This window comes from Indioceanicola profundi (genome assembly GCF_003568845.1).
Classification (GTDB): Bacteria; Pseudomonadota; Alphaproteobacteria; order Azospirillales; family Azospirillaceae; genus Indioceanicola; species Indioceanicola profundi.
Genome location: NZ_CP030126.1, coordinates 1,339,827 through 1,356,656 on the forward strand (window position 1 = coordinate 1,339,827; position 16,830 = coordinate 1,356,656).

Sequence of the window (16,830 nt, forward strand, 5' to 3'; positions counted from 1 at the left end):
TGGAGTTCCAGGGGGCGGTCACACCCCGAATAGAAGCTCGTGCAGCGCCCGCCAGCTTTCGCGGTCGGGCGCAAGCAGCAGACCGCCCTCAATCTCCGTCGGGGAATAAGGCAATCCGTTCAACCGGGCGCCATAACCGCCGGCCTCCCGATGGATCAGAACGCCTGGGGTATGGTCCCAGGGCATCATGCGCCGGTACAGGGCGAAATGCGCTTCTCCCCTCGCCAGGCGGAGATATTCGTGGCCCGCGCAGTAGAGGTCGAAGCACTCGCGCAGAGCGCCTTTCTTCTCCTCCATCTGATCGCGCATGCGGCGGTCGAAGAAGCGGTTCTTGATCGCTCCGCTCGACTCAGACAGGGGAGCCGGAGCGGCTACCTGTAGACGGCCACCACCCATCCAGGCGCCCTCGCCTTTGGCGGCCGTCGCCGTTTCACCGCCGATCGGGTCGTGAATCCAACCGGCAAGCGTTTCGCCCGCACTCACCAGCGCGACCATCACCGCGAAGACCGGCTTGCCAGAGGCGAAATTCTGCGTTCCGTCGACGGGATCGACGATCCAGACCGGAGCCTCCTCGAAGACCCTTCCCAGCACCTTGGCATCCGCGGCGTAGGCTTCCTCTCCCAGGACCGTGGAGCCGGGTAGCAGATCGGTCAGGCGGCGGGTCAGTTCGCGTTCCGCGGCTTCGTCTGCAATGGTGACGATGTCGCCGGGGCCCTTCATCCGGACATCCGCCTCCTCCAGCCGGCGGAAACGGGGCAGGATTTCCGACGCGGCGACATCGGCGATGATGGAGGTTACCCGATCCATATCCGGAAGCGTCACTCAAGCCCCCTCAATCCAGTTGTGCGCCCGTCCTGCGGACGGACCTTCATAGGGCTAAACGGGTGCGGCTTCAAATGCGCCGTACCCAAGGGCGACTTTCCGCCAGTAGCATGCAAGTCCCTGCGTGACGTGGCAGCCTGGGAATGGTTGGTCCGGACCTCATCGCTTCAAAGGAGGGCCAGATGGCGGACCGGAACGAACAAGGTGGGAAAGATTCGGAGAAAACCTTGGGTCAGCAGCAGGGTGACCTGCCGGAGGACGCCGGGACGACGCGGCCCGGAGGTGCGGGGATTGGCCAGCCTGGAGAGAAGAAGCCGGACCGGCCTGCGATCCAGGGCGTCGATCATCCCAAGCCGAACCAGACATGAGAGAAAGGCGGGCCGGCGAACCGGCCCGCCCATTATGCACGGCGTGCTTCCTGCACCGGCGGCATGGGCTGTACCTCATAGCCGAACCGGCCGGTGAAGCGCGCCACGTCGGCCGGTTCCAGCGCCACCCGCAGATGGGCGTTGGTCTCATCATCGCTGCGGTCGAGGATTTCGCCTCGGCTGTGCAGCCATGCGATCGCAGCGCCATCGGCCAGATCCACCGCAAGCTCGATAACATCCCGCCCGGCGACCATCCGGCGGTCGATGAAGTCGAACAGAGTGTCGATCCCTTCACCGGTCAGGGCGGAAATCGCGACTGTGCCGCCAGCCCGGCGGGCTTGGCGCAGCAACGACTCCCGTTCCTCCTCCGGCAGCAGATCGACCTTGTTCAGCACCTCGACCAAGCGGTCGTCCGTGTCCGCCGTGATGCCGAGGTCTTTCAGAACCTGCTCCACATCGGCCTTCTGGGCCTCTGTGTCCGGGTGGGAAACGTCCCGGACATGCAGGATGATGTCAGCGGCCTGAACTTCCTCAAGCGTGGCGCGGAACGCTTCCACAAGCCCGTGCGGCAGGTCGGAGATAAAGCCGACCGTGTCCGACAGGATGATCTTGCGATTCGACGGAAGCACGATGGACCGCATGGTCGGGTCCAGCGTGGCAAACAGAAGGTCCTTGGCGAACACCTCCGCCCCGGCCATCCGGTTGAACAGCGTCGACTTCCCGGCATTGGTGTAGCCGACCAGCGCCACCACCGGATAGGGCACCTTCTCCCGCGCCTTACGGTGCAGGCCGCGGGTGCGCCTCACCTCATCCAGTTCACTCTTCAGCTTGACAATGCGGTCGCCGATCAGCCGCCGGTCCAGCTCGATCTGGCTTTCGCCAGGACCGCCGAGGAAGCCGAAGCCGCCGCGCTGCCGCTCCAGATGGGTCCAGGACCGGACGAGACGGGAACGCTGATATGTCAGCGCCGCCAGTTCGACCTGCAACTGGCCCTCACGGGTCCGGGCGCGGGCGCCGAAGATTTCCAGGATCAGGCCGGTGCGGTCGATGACCTTCACCTTCCATTCCCGTTCCAGATTGCGCTGCTGAATGGGCGTAAGGGCATGGTCGACGATGACCAGTTGAGCCTCGGCCTCCTCGGCGCGCCGCCCGATCTCCTCCACAGCGCCGGTGCCCAGAAGGGTGGCCGGACGCGGGCGTGTGACACGCACGCAGGTGGCGAATGCGACTTCGAGATCAATGGCGAGTGCAAGCCCGGCCGCCTCTTCCAGGCGCGCCGCGGGAGCGCGGCTGTCGTCCCGGTCGCCGGGCATGACCGGGTGGATGACGACGGCGCGGGTTGCAGGCCCGCGCACGTCGGAAACAGATATATTAGTCGTGGTCGGCCTCCTTGGCCGGCTCAAAAAGCTGAATCGGGTGAGCCGGCATCACAGTCGAAATCGCGTGCTTATAGACAAGCTGCGAATGGGCATCGCGGCGCAGAAGCACGGAAAAATTATCGAACCAAGTGATGATACCCTGTAGCTTCACGCCGTTGACCAGAAAGACGGTGACGGGCGTCTTGTTCTTACGGACGTGATTCAGAAATACGTCCTGAACGTTCTGTGATTTTTCTGACATTGGAGCAGCCTCGCTTTGCTCAGTTTTTTGGGGTTCTTACGAACCCAGACGACGGATGCGGCGAGTCTGCCGGAAGCCCCGGTCACGGACGCGCCGCCGCCTTGACGGATATGGTATCACCAATCCGCTGCACCAAGGCGGAAATCGCAGCACAGCCATCCAACCGATATGCCGGCGGGAAACGGTCCAGGTTCGGCCCATCGGTCGGGGTCGAGCCGACCAGAACAGGAAGACATCCGGCCCGGTGTGCGCATTCCATATCGACATCGGCGTCCCCCACGAACCAGACATCCCGCCCAGGCGGAATGCCCGATGGTGACAAGGCCATTTCAACCGGCGCGACTGCCGGCTTGTCCGTCGGTGCATCCGTAGCGCCGACCAGCCGTCCGAAGTAGCCGTCCCAACCCAGATGCGTCGCTTCGGCACGAAGGAACTGCCCCTTCTTGTTGGAAACCACCGCCAGATAGATACCGCTCGCATGCAGTTCCTTCAGCAGCCTCTCGGCTCCTGCCAGCGGTTCCAGGTAGGCGATGTGGTTCTGCTCGAAGTGGGCATAGAAGATGTCCCGCGCGCGGTGCCAATCGTCACCGAAGATCGTCGGGAAGCTGTCCCGCAGGCTGTGGCGGATGCGCTTATAGCCCTCCTCCATGGTCCAGGGTTCCATCCCGAACGCGGTCAGGGCAGCGTTGATCGAAGCAACGACGCATCCCCAGTTGCTGACAAGCGTGTTGTCCCAATCGAACAGGATGGCCCGGGGCAGCGTGTCGGGAATGGTGGCGGTCATCATGCATTCTCCGCCGGCAGCGGCACTGGATCGGGCGTGCCGACATGGTTCATATAGGCCTGTCGCAATTGCCGGCCGAGCGGTCCCGGCTTTCCGTTCCCGACAGGCTTCCCGTCGATGCTGGTAACCGGAAGGACGAAGGTGCTGGCGCTTGAGATGAAGGCTTCTTTCGCCCGGTACGCCTCATCCAGGGTAAAGGCGCGCTCCTCGAACGGGATTCCGAGGCCCGCGGCAAGGCGGATCAGGCTCTGGCGGGTGATGCCGTTGAGGATCAGACTACTGGCCGGGCGGGTGACCAGCGCACCCGCCTCCGTCACGATCCAGGCATTGGAGGAACAGCCCTCCGTCACTGTGCCGTCCGGATCGATCTGCCACGCTTCGAAAGCTCCCTTCTCCACTGCCTGCTGCTTGCCCAGAACCTGCGGCAGCAGGCTGACCGACTTGATGTCGCGGCGCAGCCAACGGATGTCGGGGATGGTGACGACCGGAACGCCGTCCGCCAGTTGCCGCGGGCTCTGGAATTTGGTCCGGCGGCAGGTCAGCACCAGCGTCGGGGCCGCCTTGGCCGGGAACTTGAAATCGCGCGGCGCCCGGCCACGGGTGATCTGGATATAGAGCAGCGCATCGGCCATGCGGTTCCGGACGACCATCTGCCGCATGATCATTTTCAGCGTCTGCGGCGTGACCGGCCAAGCGATGCGGAGTTCATCCAAGGAGCGGGCGAGGCGTGCCAGATGACCTTCCTCGTCCGCCAGCCTGCCGTTGACCACGGTGACGACCTCATAGACGCCGTCGGCAAACTGGAAGCCGCGATCCTCGATATGGACCGTGGCACTGTCATGCGGCACGTACCTGCCGTCGACATAGGCGATGCGGGGCATGGACGGACAGGCTCCGGGAGCTTCGAGAGGTTTGAAGCGGCAATCGGAGTTCAGAAGAACTCGAGCCGCACGGCGAACATCTTCTCCACCTTCTTCACCTGCCCGACCTCCGCCAGGATGATGACGCGGTCGTTCGGCTTCACCACGGTGGAGGGGCGCGGAATGATTACTTCGCTTCCGCGCACGATCGCCCCGACGATGACCCCGGCCGGCAGCCGGATGTCCCGCAGGGGCTGGTTCACCAGCGCGGATGTCTCCAGCGCTTCCGCTTCTATCACCTCGGCGAAGCCCTCGCGCAGGGAATGCACCGCCTTGATGCGTCCGCGCCGGACATGCTGGAGGATCGACGATACGGTGATGGAGCGCGGGCTGACCACCGCGTCGATGCCCAGCGGGTGGACCAGTGGCTGGTATGTGGTCTTGTTGATCAGCGTAATTGCCCGCTCGCAGCCATACCGCTTGGCCAGCAGGGAGGCGAGGATGTTGCCCTCGTCATTGTTGGTAACGGCCACCACCGTCTCGCTGGCGCGGACATTAGCCTCTTCCAGGATGTCCGGGTCGAGGCCGTCGCCGTGCAGCACCATGGTCCGCGACAGACGCTGCGCCACATACTGGGCGCGTTTGCGGTCTACCTCAATGATGCGGGCAGAGACCTGGGCGTGCTTCTCCTCGATCTCCTCGGCCAGACACAGGCCGATATTTCCACCGCCGATGATGATCACCCGGCGGGCTTCGGGCTCCTCATGGCCGAAAGCGGCCATCGCGCGGCCCACATGGTTCGTATCGGCAACGAAATAAACCTCGTCCCCGGCCAGCATCTGGTCGTCGCCGGAGGGGATGATGGGCTTCTCGTTCCGGACTATGGCCACCACCTCGATGTTGAGGTCCGGGAACAGGCCGGTGAGTTGGCGCAGCGGCGTGTTGATGATCGGGCAGCTCTCCGTGCAGACGACGCCGACTACCCGCACCTTGCCGTCGGCCAGCGGGATCATGTCAAACGCGCCCGGCACCTGAAGGCGGCGGGCGACCGCCCGAGCCACTTCGATCTCCGGAGAGATGATGACGTCGATGGGCAGGTGGTCGCGGCTGAACAGGTCTGCCCAGATCGGCTGCAGATAGCTCTGGTGGCGCACGCGGGCGATCTTGGTTGGCACGTTGAACAGGCTGTTCGCCACTTGGCAGGCCACCATGTTCACTTCGTCCGCCAGCGTCACCGCGATGATCATATCGGCATCCGCCGCCCCCGCCTGCTCCAGCACGTTGGGGTGGGAGGCGAAGCCGACCATGGCCTGGACATCCAGCGTGTCGCTGATCTTCTGGATCAGCTCTGCCGACTGGTCGATGACGGTGACGTTGTTGCCTTCCGACGCAAGGTACCGGGCGATGTTCGACCCGACCTGACCTGCGCCGCAAACAATGACTTTCATGCGTGGATCACCACGTTAATGCCAATCGGGCGGCACTGTGAGCAATGCCGCCCGCATCATGCCCGAGCCTTGCCAGGACTGGAAGCCTGTCCATGGCGCGGCGGACGGCGTCTATTCCACCCCGACCCGCGCACCGTTTTTTTCGGAACCATGCACGCCCAGGGACTTGAGCTTGCGGTGCAGGGCGGAGCGTTCCATCCCGACGAAGGCTGCCGTGCGGGAGATGTTGCCGCCGAACCGCGTGACCTGGGCCAGGAGGTATTCCCGCTCGAAGACCTCGCGCGCCTCACGCAGCGGAAGCCCCATGATCTCGCCGCCCTTCTCCCACTTCAGAACGGTCGGGGTGATCGCGCCGATCTCCGGCGGGAGCATGTCGGCGCGGATCGGCTCCGTCGGTGAGCCGGACACCATGATCAGCAGCCATTCGACCACATTGCGGAGCTGCCGCACATTGCCGGGCCAATCATAGGCCTGGAGCGCCGCCATAGCATCCTCGCCGAAGGTGCGGAGCGGCAGACCCTGCGCCTCCGCAGTCTTCTGCATGAAATGGCGGGCCAGCAGTGGAATGTCATCGCGGCGGTCGCGCAGGGGCGGCACCTTCAGCGGCACGACGGACAGACGATAGAACAGGTCCTGACGGAACCTTCCCAGTTCGATTTCCGCGGTGAGGTCATGATTGGTGCTGGCGATCACCCGCACATCCACCTCGACCCGGCTGGAGCCGCCGACCCGCTCAAAAGTCTGCTCCTGCAGGACGCGCACGATCTTGCCCTGGGTTTCCAGCGGCATGTCCGCGACTTCGTCCAGGAACAGCGTACCGCCATGCGCCTGCTCGAAGGTGCCGACCTTGCGCCCGCCGCCATCCACCGGGTGTTCCGTCCCGAACAGCTCCACCTCCATCCGATCCGGACGCATGGTGGCGCAGTTCAGCGCGACGAAAGGCGCATCGGCCCGGCGGGAGCGAGCGTGGATCATCCGCGCCACGATCTCCTTGCCGCTGCCGGGTGGACCGCTGATCAGGACGCGTGAACCGGTCGGCGCCACCTTCTCTACCGCGTGGCGGAGCTGATTGATCGGGATGCTCTTGCCGACGAGTTCTCCATCCACGCCGACGCGGCCCCGCAGCTCCCGGTTCTCGCGACGGAGACGCGCCGCCTCGATCGCACGCTCCACCAGAAGGATCAGCCGGTCGGCCTTGAACGGTTTCTCGATGAAGTCGTAGGCGCCCTTCTTGATGGCGGCGACAGCAGTTTCGATGTTGCCATGGCCGCTGATCATCACGACAGGCACGTCCGCATGGTCGCGCTTCAGCTCATCCAGGATCTGAAGGCCATCCAGGCGGCTTCCCTGGAGCCAGATATCCAGGATGACGAGGCTGGGCCGGCGTGCGGCAACAGCGGCAATCGCCTGGTCGGCGTCAGCCGCTTCCCGCGTTTTCATGCCCTCGTCTTCCAGGATGCCGGCGATCAGCATCCGGATGTCGGTCTCGTCATCGACGATCAGAATGTCGTGTGCCATGCTTTCAGCCCTTCCGCCCGGCCACTACGGTCTCCGGCTGCGGGGCGGACTGCCCCGGCTCGGTGACCGTCGCGGTTAGGGTGCGCGGCAGCACGAGGCTCACCCGGGCGCCACCGCCCGACCGATCCTCAAGCGTCAGCGCCCCTCCGTGGTCTTCCATGATTTTCTTCACAATCGCCAATCCGAGCCCAGTGCCCTTGGCCCGGGTCGTCACATAGGGTTCGACCAGCCTGTCGCGCTCATCGACCGGCAGTCCCTTTCCGTTGTCCTCCACCGAGATCACCACATGGTCATCGACCGCGCGGACCCGCACGGCGACAAAACCGGGCGGCTGGCTGCCGCCCCCGGCCTCGTCCCGCCCTTCGATGGCTTCTATCGCGTTCTTCAGCAGGTTGGTCAGCGCCTGCCCGACCTGACGGCTATCGCAGACGGTCACCAGCGGCGTCGCGGGCAGATCCTGTTCGAACCTGATGCTGCCATGGGCCGTGGCCTGGAGGAAGACAGCCTGCCGGCATAGTTCCTGGATCGCCACGGGTTTCATCACCGGCTGCGGCATCCTGGCGAAGGCGGAGAACTCATCCACCATGCGGCCGATATCGTCGACATGGCGCACAATGGTGTCGGTCATGGCTTTGAAGGTCTCCGGATCGCTGGAGATTTCCTTCAGGTATTTGCGGCGCAGCCGTTCCGCCGAAAGCTGGATGGGTGTCAGCGGGTTCTTGATCTCGTGCGCGATGCGTCGCGCGACATCCGCCCACGCGGCCTTGCGCTGGGCCAGCAGCAGTTCCGACACGTCGTCGAAGGTGACGACGAAGCCGCGGATGTCGCCCCCGACCACCTCCGCCGCCACCCGGACCAGAAGGGTACGCACATGGCTGCCGCGGCGGATCTGGACCTGCCCTTCCACAAGCTTGCCGGGCCGGCGACGGATGCTGTCCATCAGCTCCTGCATTTCCGGCGCGACCTCCTCAAGCGGGCGGCCGATCAGCTCCTCAGGACCACCGACATTCAAGAGCTCCACTGCAGACAGGTTGGGGAGATTGACCCGGCCGTCCTGGTCCAGCCCGACTACGCCCGCCGAAACCCCGGCCAGCACCGCCTCCGTGAAGCGGCGGCGGAGATCGAGCTGGCGGTTGACCTCCATCAGTTCGCCCCGCTGACTCTCTAACTGGCCGGTCATGCGGTTGAAAACCTTGGAGAGTGTCGACAGCTCGTCGTCCTGATCGCCCGCGGCTTCCGGCACCCGGGCCGTCAGGTCACCGTCGCTCACCCGTTCGGCAGCGCCGATCAGAGCACCAATCGGCAGCACCAGATATGTGGCGAAGTTCAGACCTGCCCAGATCGCACCCATCAGCAACAGCATCGCGACGACAAGGAAAATCAGCGTCAGGCGTGTCTGCAGGTCGAAGCGCTTTCCCTCCAGCTCCCGGTATTCGTTCACCGCGCTCTGGGTGGACTCCATCGAGGCGAGGACCTGGGCCTCCACCGGGCGGCCCACATACATGAAGGTGTCGAACTCGGGATCGAGACGGACCAGCGCCGTGACCCGATCGCCTTCGTCACCGACCACGACATTTCCGGCACGGGCGCGGTCCAGATCGCTGGTGGGCACCTGATCCGGCCGGAAACTGAACAGCAGCCCGTGCCGGGCCATTTCCTGCCCGCGGCCATCGAAGACGACGATTTCCGTAAAGTTCCGATCGATGGCCAGCAGGAACAAGAGCTGCCTCAGCCGCTCCGGCTCAAGCAGGATGAACTGCCCTCCTTGCCGCTGCAGGTCCGCCGCAGCGGCCAGAAGATCGGCCTCAATGGTCCGTTGATGTTCCTTCAGATAGGCCTCGGCCACGGCCAGCGCTTCGTTCACGGCCGTGCTGACCCGTTCGCTGAACCAGGACTGAACTCCGACATAGAAGAATATGGCGGCAAAGGTCGCCATGATGATGGCGGGCAACGCCGTGAGCAGTGAGAAGATCGCGACCAGCCGTGCATGCAACTTGGCCCCGGCCAGCCCGCGCCTGCGTTCCAGCCACAGCATCACAATGCGCCGTGCCGTCACAACGCCGAGCAGGAGCAGCAGCACGAGATTAAGAGTGAGAAGCAGACTGACCGTATTGGGATCGTTGCCGAAGGGCGGCAGATCCATCATGGCGGTGTAGGTCGCCATGCCCGAAGCGATGGCCGCCAGGGCCAGCACCACGGCCAGCCTGTTTCCGAGATTGTACCGCCCGGACCATGCGGAGACCCGCCGCCACCAAGGCGACGGGCCGGCTCCGGCCTGTGTATCGCTCATGCTCACGGCTCCGCGGCCCTTCGTTGCATACGCCCACGGGTCGCATCACCTGTGGCGGCAGCGGAGTCAGTGTTTCGATCCGGCAAGGGGCTACCCTGGTTCCCAAACGATCCCGGTCGGGCGAACCATCGTAGGAAGCACGCCCGATCTGGACTGTTACCAGATTGCTACACCTTGCGCCAGTGCAACGCCGTGGGCGGGCGTGATCTTCTGCGGTATCAGGCAGGCGGGGCGCTGATCCGTGCCCTTCGCTATTTCAGTCCGCGTACCACCTGGATTTCCAGATCGCGAATCTTTTTCCGAAGGGTGTTGCGGTTGAGCCCAAGCATATGCGCGGCCTTTATCTGATTGCCCTTCGTGGCGACCAGGGACAGCGATAGCAAGGGCCTCTCCACCTCCCGCAGGATGCGGTCATAGAGACCGGCGGCCGGGACCCCGTCCTTGTGGGCCGCGAAGTACTCGCGAAGGTGCCGCTCCACCGCAGCGCCCAGCCCCTCGTTGGCAGGCTCCGGAGCCTGGGCAGCCGACGGGGTGGCATCCGTCAGCTCCTGCTCGATGGCATCCAGGCCGATCACCTCCTGCGAGTAGAGGGCGGCCAGTCGCCTGACAAGGTTTTCAAGCTCGCGCACATTGCCCGGCCAGCGATAGCGCTTCATCCGTTCCAGCGCGGCGTTATCCAAGCTCTTCAGCGGGAGCCCCTCGGCCGCGGCCGTCTGGAAAAAGTGACGGGCCAGGGCCGGCACATCCTCTGTCCGCTCCCGTAGGGGCGGCAGACGGATCGGCACCACGTTCAGGCGGTAGAACAGGTCTTCGCGGAACAGCCCCTGACGGATCAGCGTCCGCAGATCGCGGTGGGTGGCGGCGATGATCCGGACATCGGTCTTGATCGGGGTCCGCCCGCCGACCGTAGTGTACTCCCCCTCCTGCAGTACGCGGAGCAGACGGGTCTGGGCCTCCAGCGGCATGTCGCCGATCTCGTCCAGGAACAGCGTGCCGCTCTGGGCCTGCTCGAACCGGCCGGTGGAACGCATGGTCGCGCCGGTGAAAGCCCCCTTCTCATGACCGAAAAGTTCGGATTCGATCAGTTCCCGCGGGATCGCCGCCATGTTGATGGCGACAAAGGGCCCATTGCGCCGCTTGCCGTAATCATGCAGGGCCCGAGCCACGAGCTCCTTACCGGTGCCGGATTCGCCAGTGATCATCACGGTCAGGTCCGTGCCCATCAGGCGCGCCAGTACCCGGTAAATCTCCTGCATGGCCGGCGACCGGCCAATGAGGGGAAGCTGTTCCTCCTCCGGTTCGGCCGCGGAGAGCGGGACTTCCGCCGCAGCCGTCGGCGTGGTCAGCGCCCGCTGAACCATTCCGACGAGTTCCTTCAGGTCGAAGGGCTTCGGCAGATAGTCGAACGCGCCGCGTTCCGCCGCCTTAACGGCCGTCAGCAGGGTGTTCTGCGCACTCATCACGATGATGCGCAGGTCGGGGCGGATGCGCTTGATGCGAGGGATCAGGTCCAGCCCGTTCTCGTCCGGCATCACCACGTCGGTGATGACAAGGTCTCCCTGTCCCTCCTCAACCCAACGCCAGAGCGTGGCGGCATTGCCGGCCGTGCGGACGTCATGGCCCAAGCGGGCCAGCGCCTGCGTCAGGACCGTCCGGATCGCGCGATCGTCGTCGGCAACCAGGATTGATGCCCCCATTTTCACGGCCCCTCTTCTGTCACGGGTACGTCGGCAGCCATCGGCAGCGACAACTTGAATACAGTGCGCCGTGGGGCGCTTTCGAAGTCGATGACGCCGCCGTGGTCGCCGACGATCTTCGCCACCAGCGCCAGCCCCAACCCGGTGCCGTTCAGCTTGGTGGTGACGAATGGATCGAAGAGGTGGGGGCGGATGTCCTCGGGGATTCCTTCGCCATTATCCTGGACGCTGACGAGCAGCGGCAGATGGACCCGGCTTTCCGACCCGGCGACGGCCAAGCGGACACCGTGCTGATAGGCAGTGGAGAGGATGATCTCCCCACCCTGCTCCGGACACGCCTCCGCCGCGTTCTTCACCAGATTCAGGAATATCTGGACAAGCTGGTCGCGGTTGCCGAGCACCGGCGGCAACGAAGGGTCGTACTTCTCTACGAAACGGATGTGCCGGGCGAAGCCGCTCTGCGCCACGCGGCGCACATGCTCCAGCACGGCATGAATATTGACCCCGGTGGTCTCCAAGGGCCGGATGTCGGAAAAGACCTCCATCCGGTCCACCAGGGCGACGATCCGGTCCGCCTCGTCGCAGATCAGCCGCGTCAGCATCCGGTCGTCTTCGGACGCATTCTCCTCAAGCAACTGGGCGGCGCCCCGGATACCCGAAAGCGGGTTCTTGACCTCGTGCGCCAGCATGGCGGCCATCGCGACCACCGAGCGGGCGGCCCCCCTGTGGCTCAACTGGCTATCGATCTTCCGCGCGATAGAGCGCTCGTGCAGGGTCAGGACCACCAGATCCGGCGGATCGGCCAGCGGAGCGGCCTGAACCGTGATGGAATGTTGCCCGATCCGCGGTGTGTCGAGCGTAACCCCATATTCGGAGACGCGGGAATGCGTGGCCCGCGCCTGTTCGATCAGTTGCAGGACGGGACTGTCCGCCGGGATCAGGTCCGTCAGCGGCTCCCCCATCATGCGGGACGCGCTGACGTCGAAGAACGCCTGTGCCTGAAGATTCAGGAACCGGACGAGCCCGTCATTATCGACGACCAGCACGGGCTCCGGCAAAGCGGACAGGATGCCGGCCGGGTCCAGCGGTTCGTCCCGGCCCGGCCGGCGCAGCAGCGTGGCAGCGGCGCGGCGCATCATGCTGCCATCTTCTCTGCCGCTGACCGCTCCCCGGAGTTCCTTTCCATGATGCCGCGGTCCATCAGCGCCCGGTAGAAATCCGCGATGGTCTGCTTGACCCGCGCAGGGTCCTCCGTGGTCATGATGGTGCTTCGGTACTCGGCGGAACCGGGAAGCCCTTTGGAATACCAGGCGACGTGCTTCCGGGCGATTTTCAGCCCTGCGTCCACGCCGTAGTGGTTCAGGATGCTCTCGTAATGCTCCAGCACGATCTGGAGCTGTTCGGGCAGCGCCGGCTCCGGCGTCACCTCGCCGGTGCGCAGGAAGTGCATCACCTGGGCGACGAACCATGGGCGGCCATAGGTCCCCCGCCCGATCATCACCCCATCCGCCCCGGACTCGTCCAGGCAGCGGACAACATCCTCGAACGTATTGATGTCGCCGTTGGCGATGACCGGGATCGATACCGCGTCCTTGACCTTGCGGATAAATTTCCAGTCGGCGGTGCCGTTGTACATCTGACACCGGGTGCGGCCGTGCACCGTCAGCATTTTGATCCCGACTTCTTCCGCGATCTTCGCCAGACGCGGCGCATTCAAATTGTTCTCATCCCATCCCTTGCGCATTTTCATGGTCACAGGCACCGAGACGGCCTTGGCCGTGGCCTCCAGGATGCGTCCGGCCAGCGGCTCGTCCTTCATGAGGGCGGAGCCGGCATAGCCGTTCACCACCTTCTTCACCGGGCAGCCGAAATTGATGTCGATGATCGCCGCGCCGCGGTCGGCATTCAGCTTGGCAGCCTCCGCCATCACCTCCGGCTCGCAGCCTGCGAGCTGCATGGAGATCGGCGCCTCGTCCGGGTGCCACTCGGTCTTCAGCATGCTTTCGCGCGTGGCGCGGATCATCGCCTGGCTGGCGATCATCTCGGACACGACGAGGCCGGCGCCCGTGCGCTTCACCAAGCGACGGAACGGCATGTCGCTGACGCCCGACATAGGCGCCAGAATCACCGGATCGTCGATTTTCACCGGCCCGATCTGGATCGGCTTAAGGCGGCTTTGCAACACAGAATTGCCCATCAGTTAGGCACCTTTGCGAACTGCTCGATTTTTAGGCGGAACGCTAACACGCCGCAGGAATTTTGCAAGCCTGTGCCTTAGAATGGGAGGTGCGCGAATTCGCCACCCGCCCGATGCCCCGCCGGTGAACCCGTCCAAGTGGTGCATAGGCCCGGGTTGGTCAATCCGGGTTGCGGGACCGCCGGCATTTCACCGGCGCAGGGGCATGTCCGGGATTGGCGTGCGGCACGGATAGAGCTAGGCTCCGCGCCCGATCCGGCAGGAGATACAGAACACCATGGTTGCATGCGTCGCCCTTATCGTCGCCGCTGGTCGCGGCGCGCGGTTCGGGACCGATATCCCCAAGCAGTACCTGCCCCTGGCCGGCCAAGCCGTGCTGCGCCGGTCCGTCGAGGCGTTCCGCCGTCATCCGCGGATCACAGCCGTGCGCGTCGTGATCAGCCCCGAGCACCGGCATCTTTACGACCAAGCCATGGCCGGTCTGGACCTCCCGGAACCGGTTGCCGGCGGTGCCACCCGGCAGGAAAGCGTGCGGAACGGCCTTGAGGCGCTGAAGGCGGATGGCGCGCCCGATCTGGTGCTCATTCATGATGGCGCCCGTCCCCTGGTCGACGGGGATACGATTACCCGCGTTGTCGACGCGCTGGTCGAAGTGCCGGCAGCCATCGCCGCAACCCCGCTGGCCGATACGCTGAAGCGGGAGCGGGGTGGTGAGGTGGTGTCCACAATTGACCGGATGGGTCTGTGGCGGGCCCGCACGCCCCAGGGGTTCCGCTTCCTGGACATACTGGCCGCGCACCGCGCCGCCCGCAGCCTGGACCTCACCGATGATGCCGCCGTGGCGGAGGAGGCCGGGCTTGAGGTACGGCTGGTGCAGAGCAATCCCGACAATCTGAAAGTGACCCACGCCTACGATCTGGCGCGGGCGGAGCGCCTGATCATGGCCGAACTGTCCGACATCCGCACCGGCACCGGTTTCGACGTCCATAAGTTCGAGGATGGCGATCATGTCTGGCTCTGCGGCGTGAAGGTGCCCCACACGCAGAAGTTGGAAGGCCACTCCGACGCCGATGTCGGGCTCCACGCTCTGACCGATGCCATCCTGGGCGCGATCTGCGACGGCGATATCGGTACTCACTTCCCCCCCTCCGACCCGCGCTGGAAAGGAGCGGACAGTTCCCAGTTCCTGGCCCATGCCGCCGAACTGGTGCGAGCACGAGGCGGCGTTATCGCCCATGTGGACGTCACGCTGATCTGCGAACGGCCCAAGGTTGGTCCCCACCGCCCGGCCATGGTGGCGCGCATGGCGGAAATTCTCGGCATCGATCCCGGCCGTGTCAGCGTGAAGGCCACGACCACCGAAGGGCTGGGCTTCACCGGCCGGCGGGAGGGCATCGCCGCCCAGGCCGCGGCCACCGTCCGCCTGCCCTTCTCCGCGGGCTGAGGACGGCTCCGATGTTCTCCCCTGCCCTGACCGGACTCGCCGAGCGGGTTCTCGATGCCTGCCGGAAATCCAGATTGACGCTGGGAACGGCCGAAAGCTGTACAGGCGGGCTGATCTGCGCCTGCCTGACCTCGGTCGGCGGGTCATCCAGCGTGGTGGACTGCGGCTTCATCACCTACACGAACGAGGCCAAGGCGGAGTTGCTGGGCGTACCGACCATACTTATTGCCACCCATGGGGCGGTAAGCGAGCCGGTAGCGCGTCAGATGGCGCTGGGCGTCCTGGCCCGCACCCGTGTGGATATCGCCCTGTCCGTCACCGGCATCGCCGGCCCGACGGGCGGCACGGCGACGAAGCCGGTGGGTCTGGTCTATCTGGGCGCCGCCCGACGAGGTCGATCGGCACTGGTGGAGCGGCATCTATTCACCGGTGACCGCGACTCCGTCCGCCTTGCCTCGGTTCAGCGGGCCTTGGAGATGGCAATGCTCCTAGCTGGCGAGGAGCAGGCATGAGCCCCGTCATCCCAACGCTCGAGCTGGCGGACGACATCCTGCATGAGTGGACGGAGTCGCCGGACGTCATAGCAGCCTTCCTGGCGGGCTCCGTCGCCCGTGGACAGGCGACGGCGGGCTCCGACATCGACGCGGTGATCATCTATGGGCACGTCGAGGCCGCTGCCCGCGAAACCCATGAGCGTCAGGGCGTCACGGTGGAGCTGTTCCTGCACGACCCAGACACGCTGGCATGGTTCTGGGAGCAGGATCGCAAACAGGGCAAGCCGAGCCTCGCCCGTATGGTCGCGAACGGTCTTCCCATCGCCGGAACGCCTGACATCATTGAGGAGCTGAAACGCCAGGCCGAAGCGGTGCTGGAGGCCGGCCCGCCCCCTCTGTCCGATGAGGAGTCGCGCACCCGCCGTTATGCCATCAGCGATCTTGGCGCCGACCTGATCCCTGAGCGGAGTGCCGCAGAGCGTCTCGCTCTCGGCGCCCGGCTTTATATGGAGCTGACGGATTTCACCGTCCGTGCGGCCGGCGTCTGGAGCGGAAGCGGCAAGGGTCTGGCGCGCGCCCTGATGCGCCACGATCCCATGCTGGGAGCGGCTTTCGAGCAGGCATTCACCCAACTTTTCGCCACGGGCGATTCCGCAGGCGTTCAGTCCTTGATCGATATCTGTCTGGAGCCGCATGGCGGCCGCCTGATGGCAGGAGACAGGCGGCAGGCGCCAGCAGATTGGCGCATGCGGGACTGAAGTCCCGCAAACCCGTTGCCGGCGCCGGATAACCGGCTTAGACCGAGCGTGCCGCCGCCCTGGGGGCGCCGGGCGTTCCATAAAGCTGATGCGCGCGCGTCTCGAAGGCGGCGACCATGCGCTTCACCGCCTCGTTGAACAGGGCGCCGATGATCTTCTGCAGGACCTTGTTCCGGAACTCGAAATCCACGCAGAAATCGACGAGGCAACCATCCGGATGCGGCTCGAAGATCCAGTGGTTGTTCAGATAGTGGAAGGGCCCTTCCACATACTCCACATCGATCCTCCGTTCCGGCTCGTTCAGCGTCACCTTCGAGGTGAAGCGCTCCCGGATCATCTTGAACCCGATGACCAGATCCGCCCAGATCACATTGCCCTCGCGCTTGCGGATGCGCGCGGCGACGGCCCAGGGCAGGAACTCCGGATACCGCTCGACCTCGGCCACCAGGCGGAAGAGCTGGTCAGGGGTGTAGGGCAGTACCCGCTGTTCGGCGTGGGTTGGCATGCGTGTCCCGTTTCTGCGTGTCGCC

Annotated in this window: 16 protein-coding genes; 4 read left to right on the forward strand and 12 right to left on the reverse strand. The window is 64.9% G+C overall.

Annotation, left to right across the window (positions count from 1 at the left end; all coding sequences use genetic code 11):
* Positions 1–18: 18 nt before the first annotated feature.
* Positions 19–822 (reverse strand): inositol monophosphatase family protein, encoded by an 804-nt coding sequence (locus DOL89_RS06360; RefSeq protein ID WP_225889926.1) that lies wholly within the window; start codon positions 820–822, stop codon positions 19–21.
* A 182-nt stretch (positions 823–1,004) separates the two neighbouring features.
* On the opposite strand from DOL89_RS06360, the gene DOL89_RS24765 reads away from it, so the two are divergent.
* Positions 1,005–1,190, forward strand: a complete 186-nt coding sequence (locus DOL89_RS24765) for a hypothetical protein (protein WP_162937362.1) — start codon at positions 1,005–1,007, stop codon at positions 1,188–1,190.
* A 32-nt stretch (positions 1,191–1,222) separates the two neighbouring features.
* Here the strand turns inward: DOL89_RS24765 and hflX are convergent, their stop codons facing one another.
* The 10 genes from hflX to dusB all read right to left on the reverse strand — a co-directional run bounded on the left by hflX (position 1,223) and on the right by dusB (position 13,604).
* Positions 1,223–2,503, reverse strand: a complete 1,281-nt coding sequence (hflX, locus tag DOL89_RS06370; protein WP_119680290.1) for a GTPase HflX — start codon at positions 2,501–2,503, stop codon at positions 1,223–1,225.
* 58 nt (positions 2,504–2,561) lie between these two features.
* Positions 2,562–2,810: an RNA chaperone Hfq gene (hfq, locus tag DOL89_RS06375; RefSeq protein ID WP_119678379.1), complete on the reverse strand. Its 249-nt coding sequence runs from the start codon at positions 2,808–2,810 to the stop codon at positions 2,562–2,564.
* 82 nt (positions 2,811–2,892) lie between these two features.
* Positions 2,893–3,597, reverse strand: a complete 705-nt coding sequence (locus tag DOL89_RS06380; RefSeq protein ID WP_119678380.1) for an HAD family hydrolase — start codon at positions 3,595–3,597, stop codon at positions 2,893–2,895.
* Positions 3,594–4,475 carry a D-amino-acid transaminase gene (locus DOL89_RS06385; RefSeq protein WP_119678381.1) on the reverse strand — a complete coding sequence of 294 codons (882 nt, stop codon included), beginning with the start codon at positions 4,473–4,475 and terminating at the stop codon, positions 3,594–3,596. Before DOL89_RS06385 ends, DOL89_RS06380 begins: the two co-directional genes overlap by 4 nt.
* Before the next feature lie 50 nt (positions 4,476–4,525).
* Positions 4,526–5,902 carry a Trk system potassium transporter TrkA gene (gene trkA, locus DOL89_RS06390; RefSeq protein WP_119678382.1) on the reverse strand — a complete coding sequence of 459 codons (1,377 nt, stop codon included), beginning with the start codon at positions 5,900–5,902 and terminating at the stop codon, positions 4,526–4,528.
* Positions 5,903–6,013: 111 nt separating this feature from the next.
* Positions 6,014–7,420 (reverse strand): nitrogen assimilation response regulator NtrX, encoded by a 1,407-nt coding sequence (gene ntrX / locus DOL89_RS06395; RefSeq protein WP_119678383.1) that lies wholly within the window; start codon positions 7,418–7,420, stop codon positions 6,014–6,016.
* A 4-nt stretch (positions 7,421–7,424) separates the two neighbouring features.
* Entirely contained in the window at positions 7,425–9,710 is a 2,286-nt protein-coding gene (locus tag DOL89_RS06400) for a sensor histidine kinase NtrY-like (protein ID WP_119678384.1), read from the reverse strand.
* Positions 9,711–9,961: 251 nt separating this feature from the next.
* Complete coding sequence (ntrC, locus tag DOL89_RS06405; protein ID WP_119678385.1) at positions 9,962–11,407, reverse strand: nitrogen regulation protein NR(I); 1,446 nt, start codon at positions 11,405–11,407, stop codon at positions 9,962–9,964.
* A 2-nt stretch (positions 11,408–11,409) separates the two neighbouring features.
* On the reverse strand, positions 11,410–12,546 hold the full coding sequence (locus DOL89_RS06410) for a two-component system sensor histidine kinase NtrB (protein ID WP_162937363.1): 1,137 nt from the start codon (positions 12,544–12,546) through the stop codon (positions 11,410–11,412).
* A complete protein-coding gene (gene dusB, locus DOL89_RS06415) occupies positions 12,543–13,604 on the reverse strand; it encodes a tRNA dihydrouridine synthase DusB (protein ID WP_119678386.1) in 1,062 nt (353 codons plus the stop codon). The genes DOL89_RS06410 and dusB overlap by 4 nt, the downstream gene beginning before the upstream one ends.
* Positions 13,605–13,881: 277 nt before the next feature.
* Between dusB and DOL89_RS06420 the strand changes: the two genes are divergently transcribed.
* Genes DOL89_RS06420 through DOL89_RS06430 form a run of 3 tightly spaced genes read left to right on the forward strand, consistent with a single transcriptional unit; the run spans position 13,882 to position 16,300 of the window.
* Positions 13,882–15,048 (forward strand): bifunctional 2-C-methyl-D-erythritol 4-phosphate cytidylyltransferase/2-C-methyl-D-erythritol 2,4-cyclodiphosphate synthase, encoded by a 1,167-nt coding sequence (locus tag DOL89_RS06420; RefSeq protein WP_119678387.1) that lies wholly within the window; start codon positions 13,882–13,884, stop codon positions 15,046–15,048.
* Positions 15,049–15,059: 11 nt separating this feature from the next.
* Positions 15,060–15,560 (forward strand): CinA family protein, encoded by a 501-nt coding sequence (locus DOL89_RS06425; RefSeq protein WP_119678388.1) that lies wholly within the window; start codon positions 15,060–15,062, stop codon positions 15,558–15,560.
* Positions 15,557–16,300 (forward strand): nucleotidyltransferase domain-containing protein, encoded by a 744-nt coding sequence (locus DOL89_RS06430; RefSeq protein ID WP_119678389.1) that lies wholly within the window; start codon positions 15,557–15,559, stop codon positions 16,298–16,300. Before DOL89_RS06425 ends, DOL89_RS06430 begins: the two co-directional genes overlap by 4 nt.
* 37 nt (positions 16,301–16,337) lie before the next feature.
* Here DOL89_RS06430 and DOL89_RS06435 read toward each other — a convergent pair whose 3' ends face one another.
* Entirely contained in the window at positions 16,338–16,805 is a 468-nt protein-coding gene (locus DOL89_RS06435; protein ID WP_119678390.1) for a type II toxin-antitoxin system RatA family toxin, read from the reverse strand.
* Between the last annotated feature and the right edge of the window lie 25 nt (positions 16,806–16,830).

Coding starts and splice junctions, on each gene's coding strand:
- DOL89_RS24765 (WP_162937362.1), top strand. CDS start 1,005: ATGGCGGACCGGAACGAACAAGGTGGGAAAGATTCGGAGAAAACCTTG.
- hflX (WP_119680290.1), bottom strand. CDS start 2,503: ATGCCCGGCGACCGGGACGACAGCCGCGCTCCCGCGGCGCGCCTGGAA.
- hfq (WP_119678379.1), bottom strand. CDS start 2,810: ATGTCAGAAAAATCACAGAACGTTCAGGACGTATTTCTGAATCACGTC.
- DOL89_RS06380 (WP_119678380.1), bottom strand. CDS start 3,597: ATGATGACCGCCACCATTCCCGACACGCTGCCCCGGGCCATCCTGTTC.
- DOL89_RS06385 (WP_119678381.1), bottom strand. CDS start 4,475: ATGCCCCGCATCGCCTATGTCGACGGCAGGTACGTGCCGCATGACAGT.
- trkA (WP_119678382.1), bottom strand. CDS start 5,902: ATGAAAGTCATTGTTTGCGGCGCAGGTCAGGTCGGGTCGAACATCGCC.
- ntrX (WP_119678383.1), bottom strand. CDS start 7,420: ATGGCACACGACATTCTGATCGTCGATGACGAGACCGACATCCGGATG.
- DOL89_RS06400 (WP_119678384.1), bottom strand. CDS start 9,710: ATGAGCGATACACAGGCCGGAGCCGGCCCGTCGCCTTGGTGGCGGCGG.
- ntrC (WP_119678385.1), bottom strand. CDS start 11,407: ATGGGGGCATCAATCCTGGTTGCCGACGACGATCGCGCGATCCGGACG.
- DOL89_RS06410 (WP_162937363.1), bottom strand. CDS start 12,546: ATGATGCGCCGCGCCGCTGCCACGCTGCTGCGCCGGCCGGGCCGGGAC.
- dusB (WP_119678386.1), bottom strand. CDS start 13,604: ATGGGCAATTCTGTGTTGCAAAGCCGCCTTAAGCCGATCCAGATCGGG.
- DOL89_RS06420 (WP_119678387.1), top strand. CDS start 13,882: ATGGTTGCATGCGTCGCCCTTATCGTCGCCGCTGGTCGCGGCGCGCGG.
- DOL89_RS06425 (WP_119678388.1), top strand. CDS start 15,060: ATGTTCTCCCCTGCCCTGACCGGACTCGCCGAGCGGGTTCTCGATGCC.
- DOL89_RS06430 (WP_119678389.1), top strand. CDS start 15,557: ATGAGCCCCGTCATCCCAACGCTCGAGCTGGCGGACGACATCCTGCAT.
- DOL89_RS06435 (WP_119678390.1), bottom strand. CDS start 16,805: ATGCCAACCCACGCCGAACAGCGGGTACTGCCCTACACCCCTGACCAG.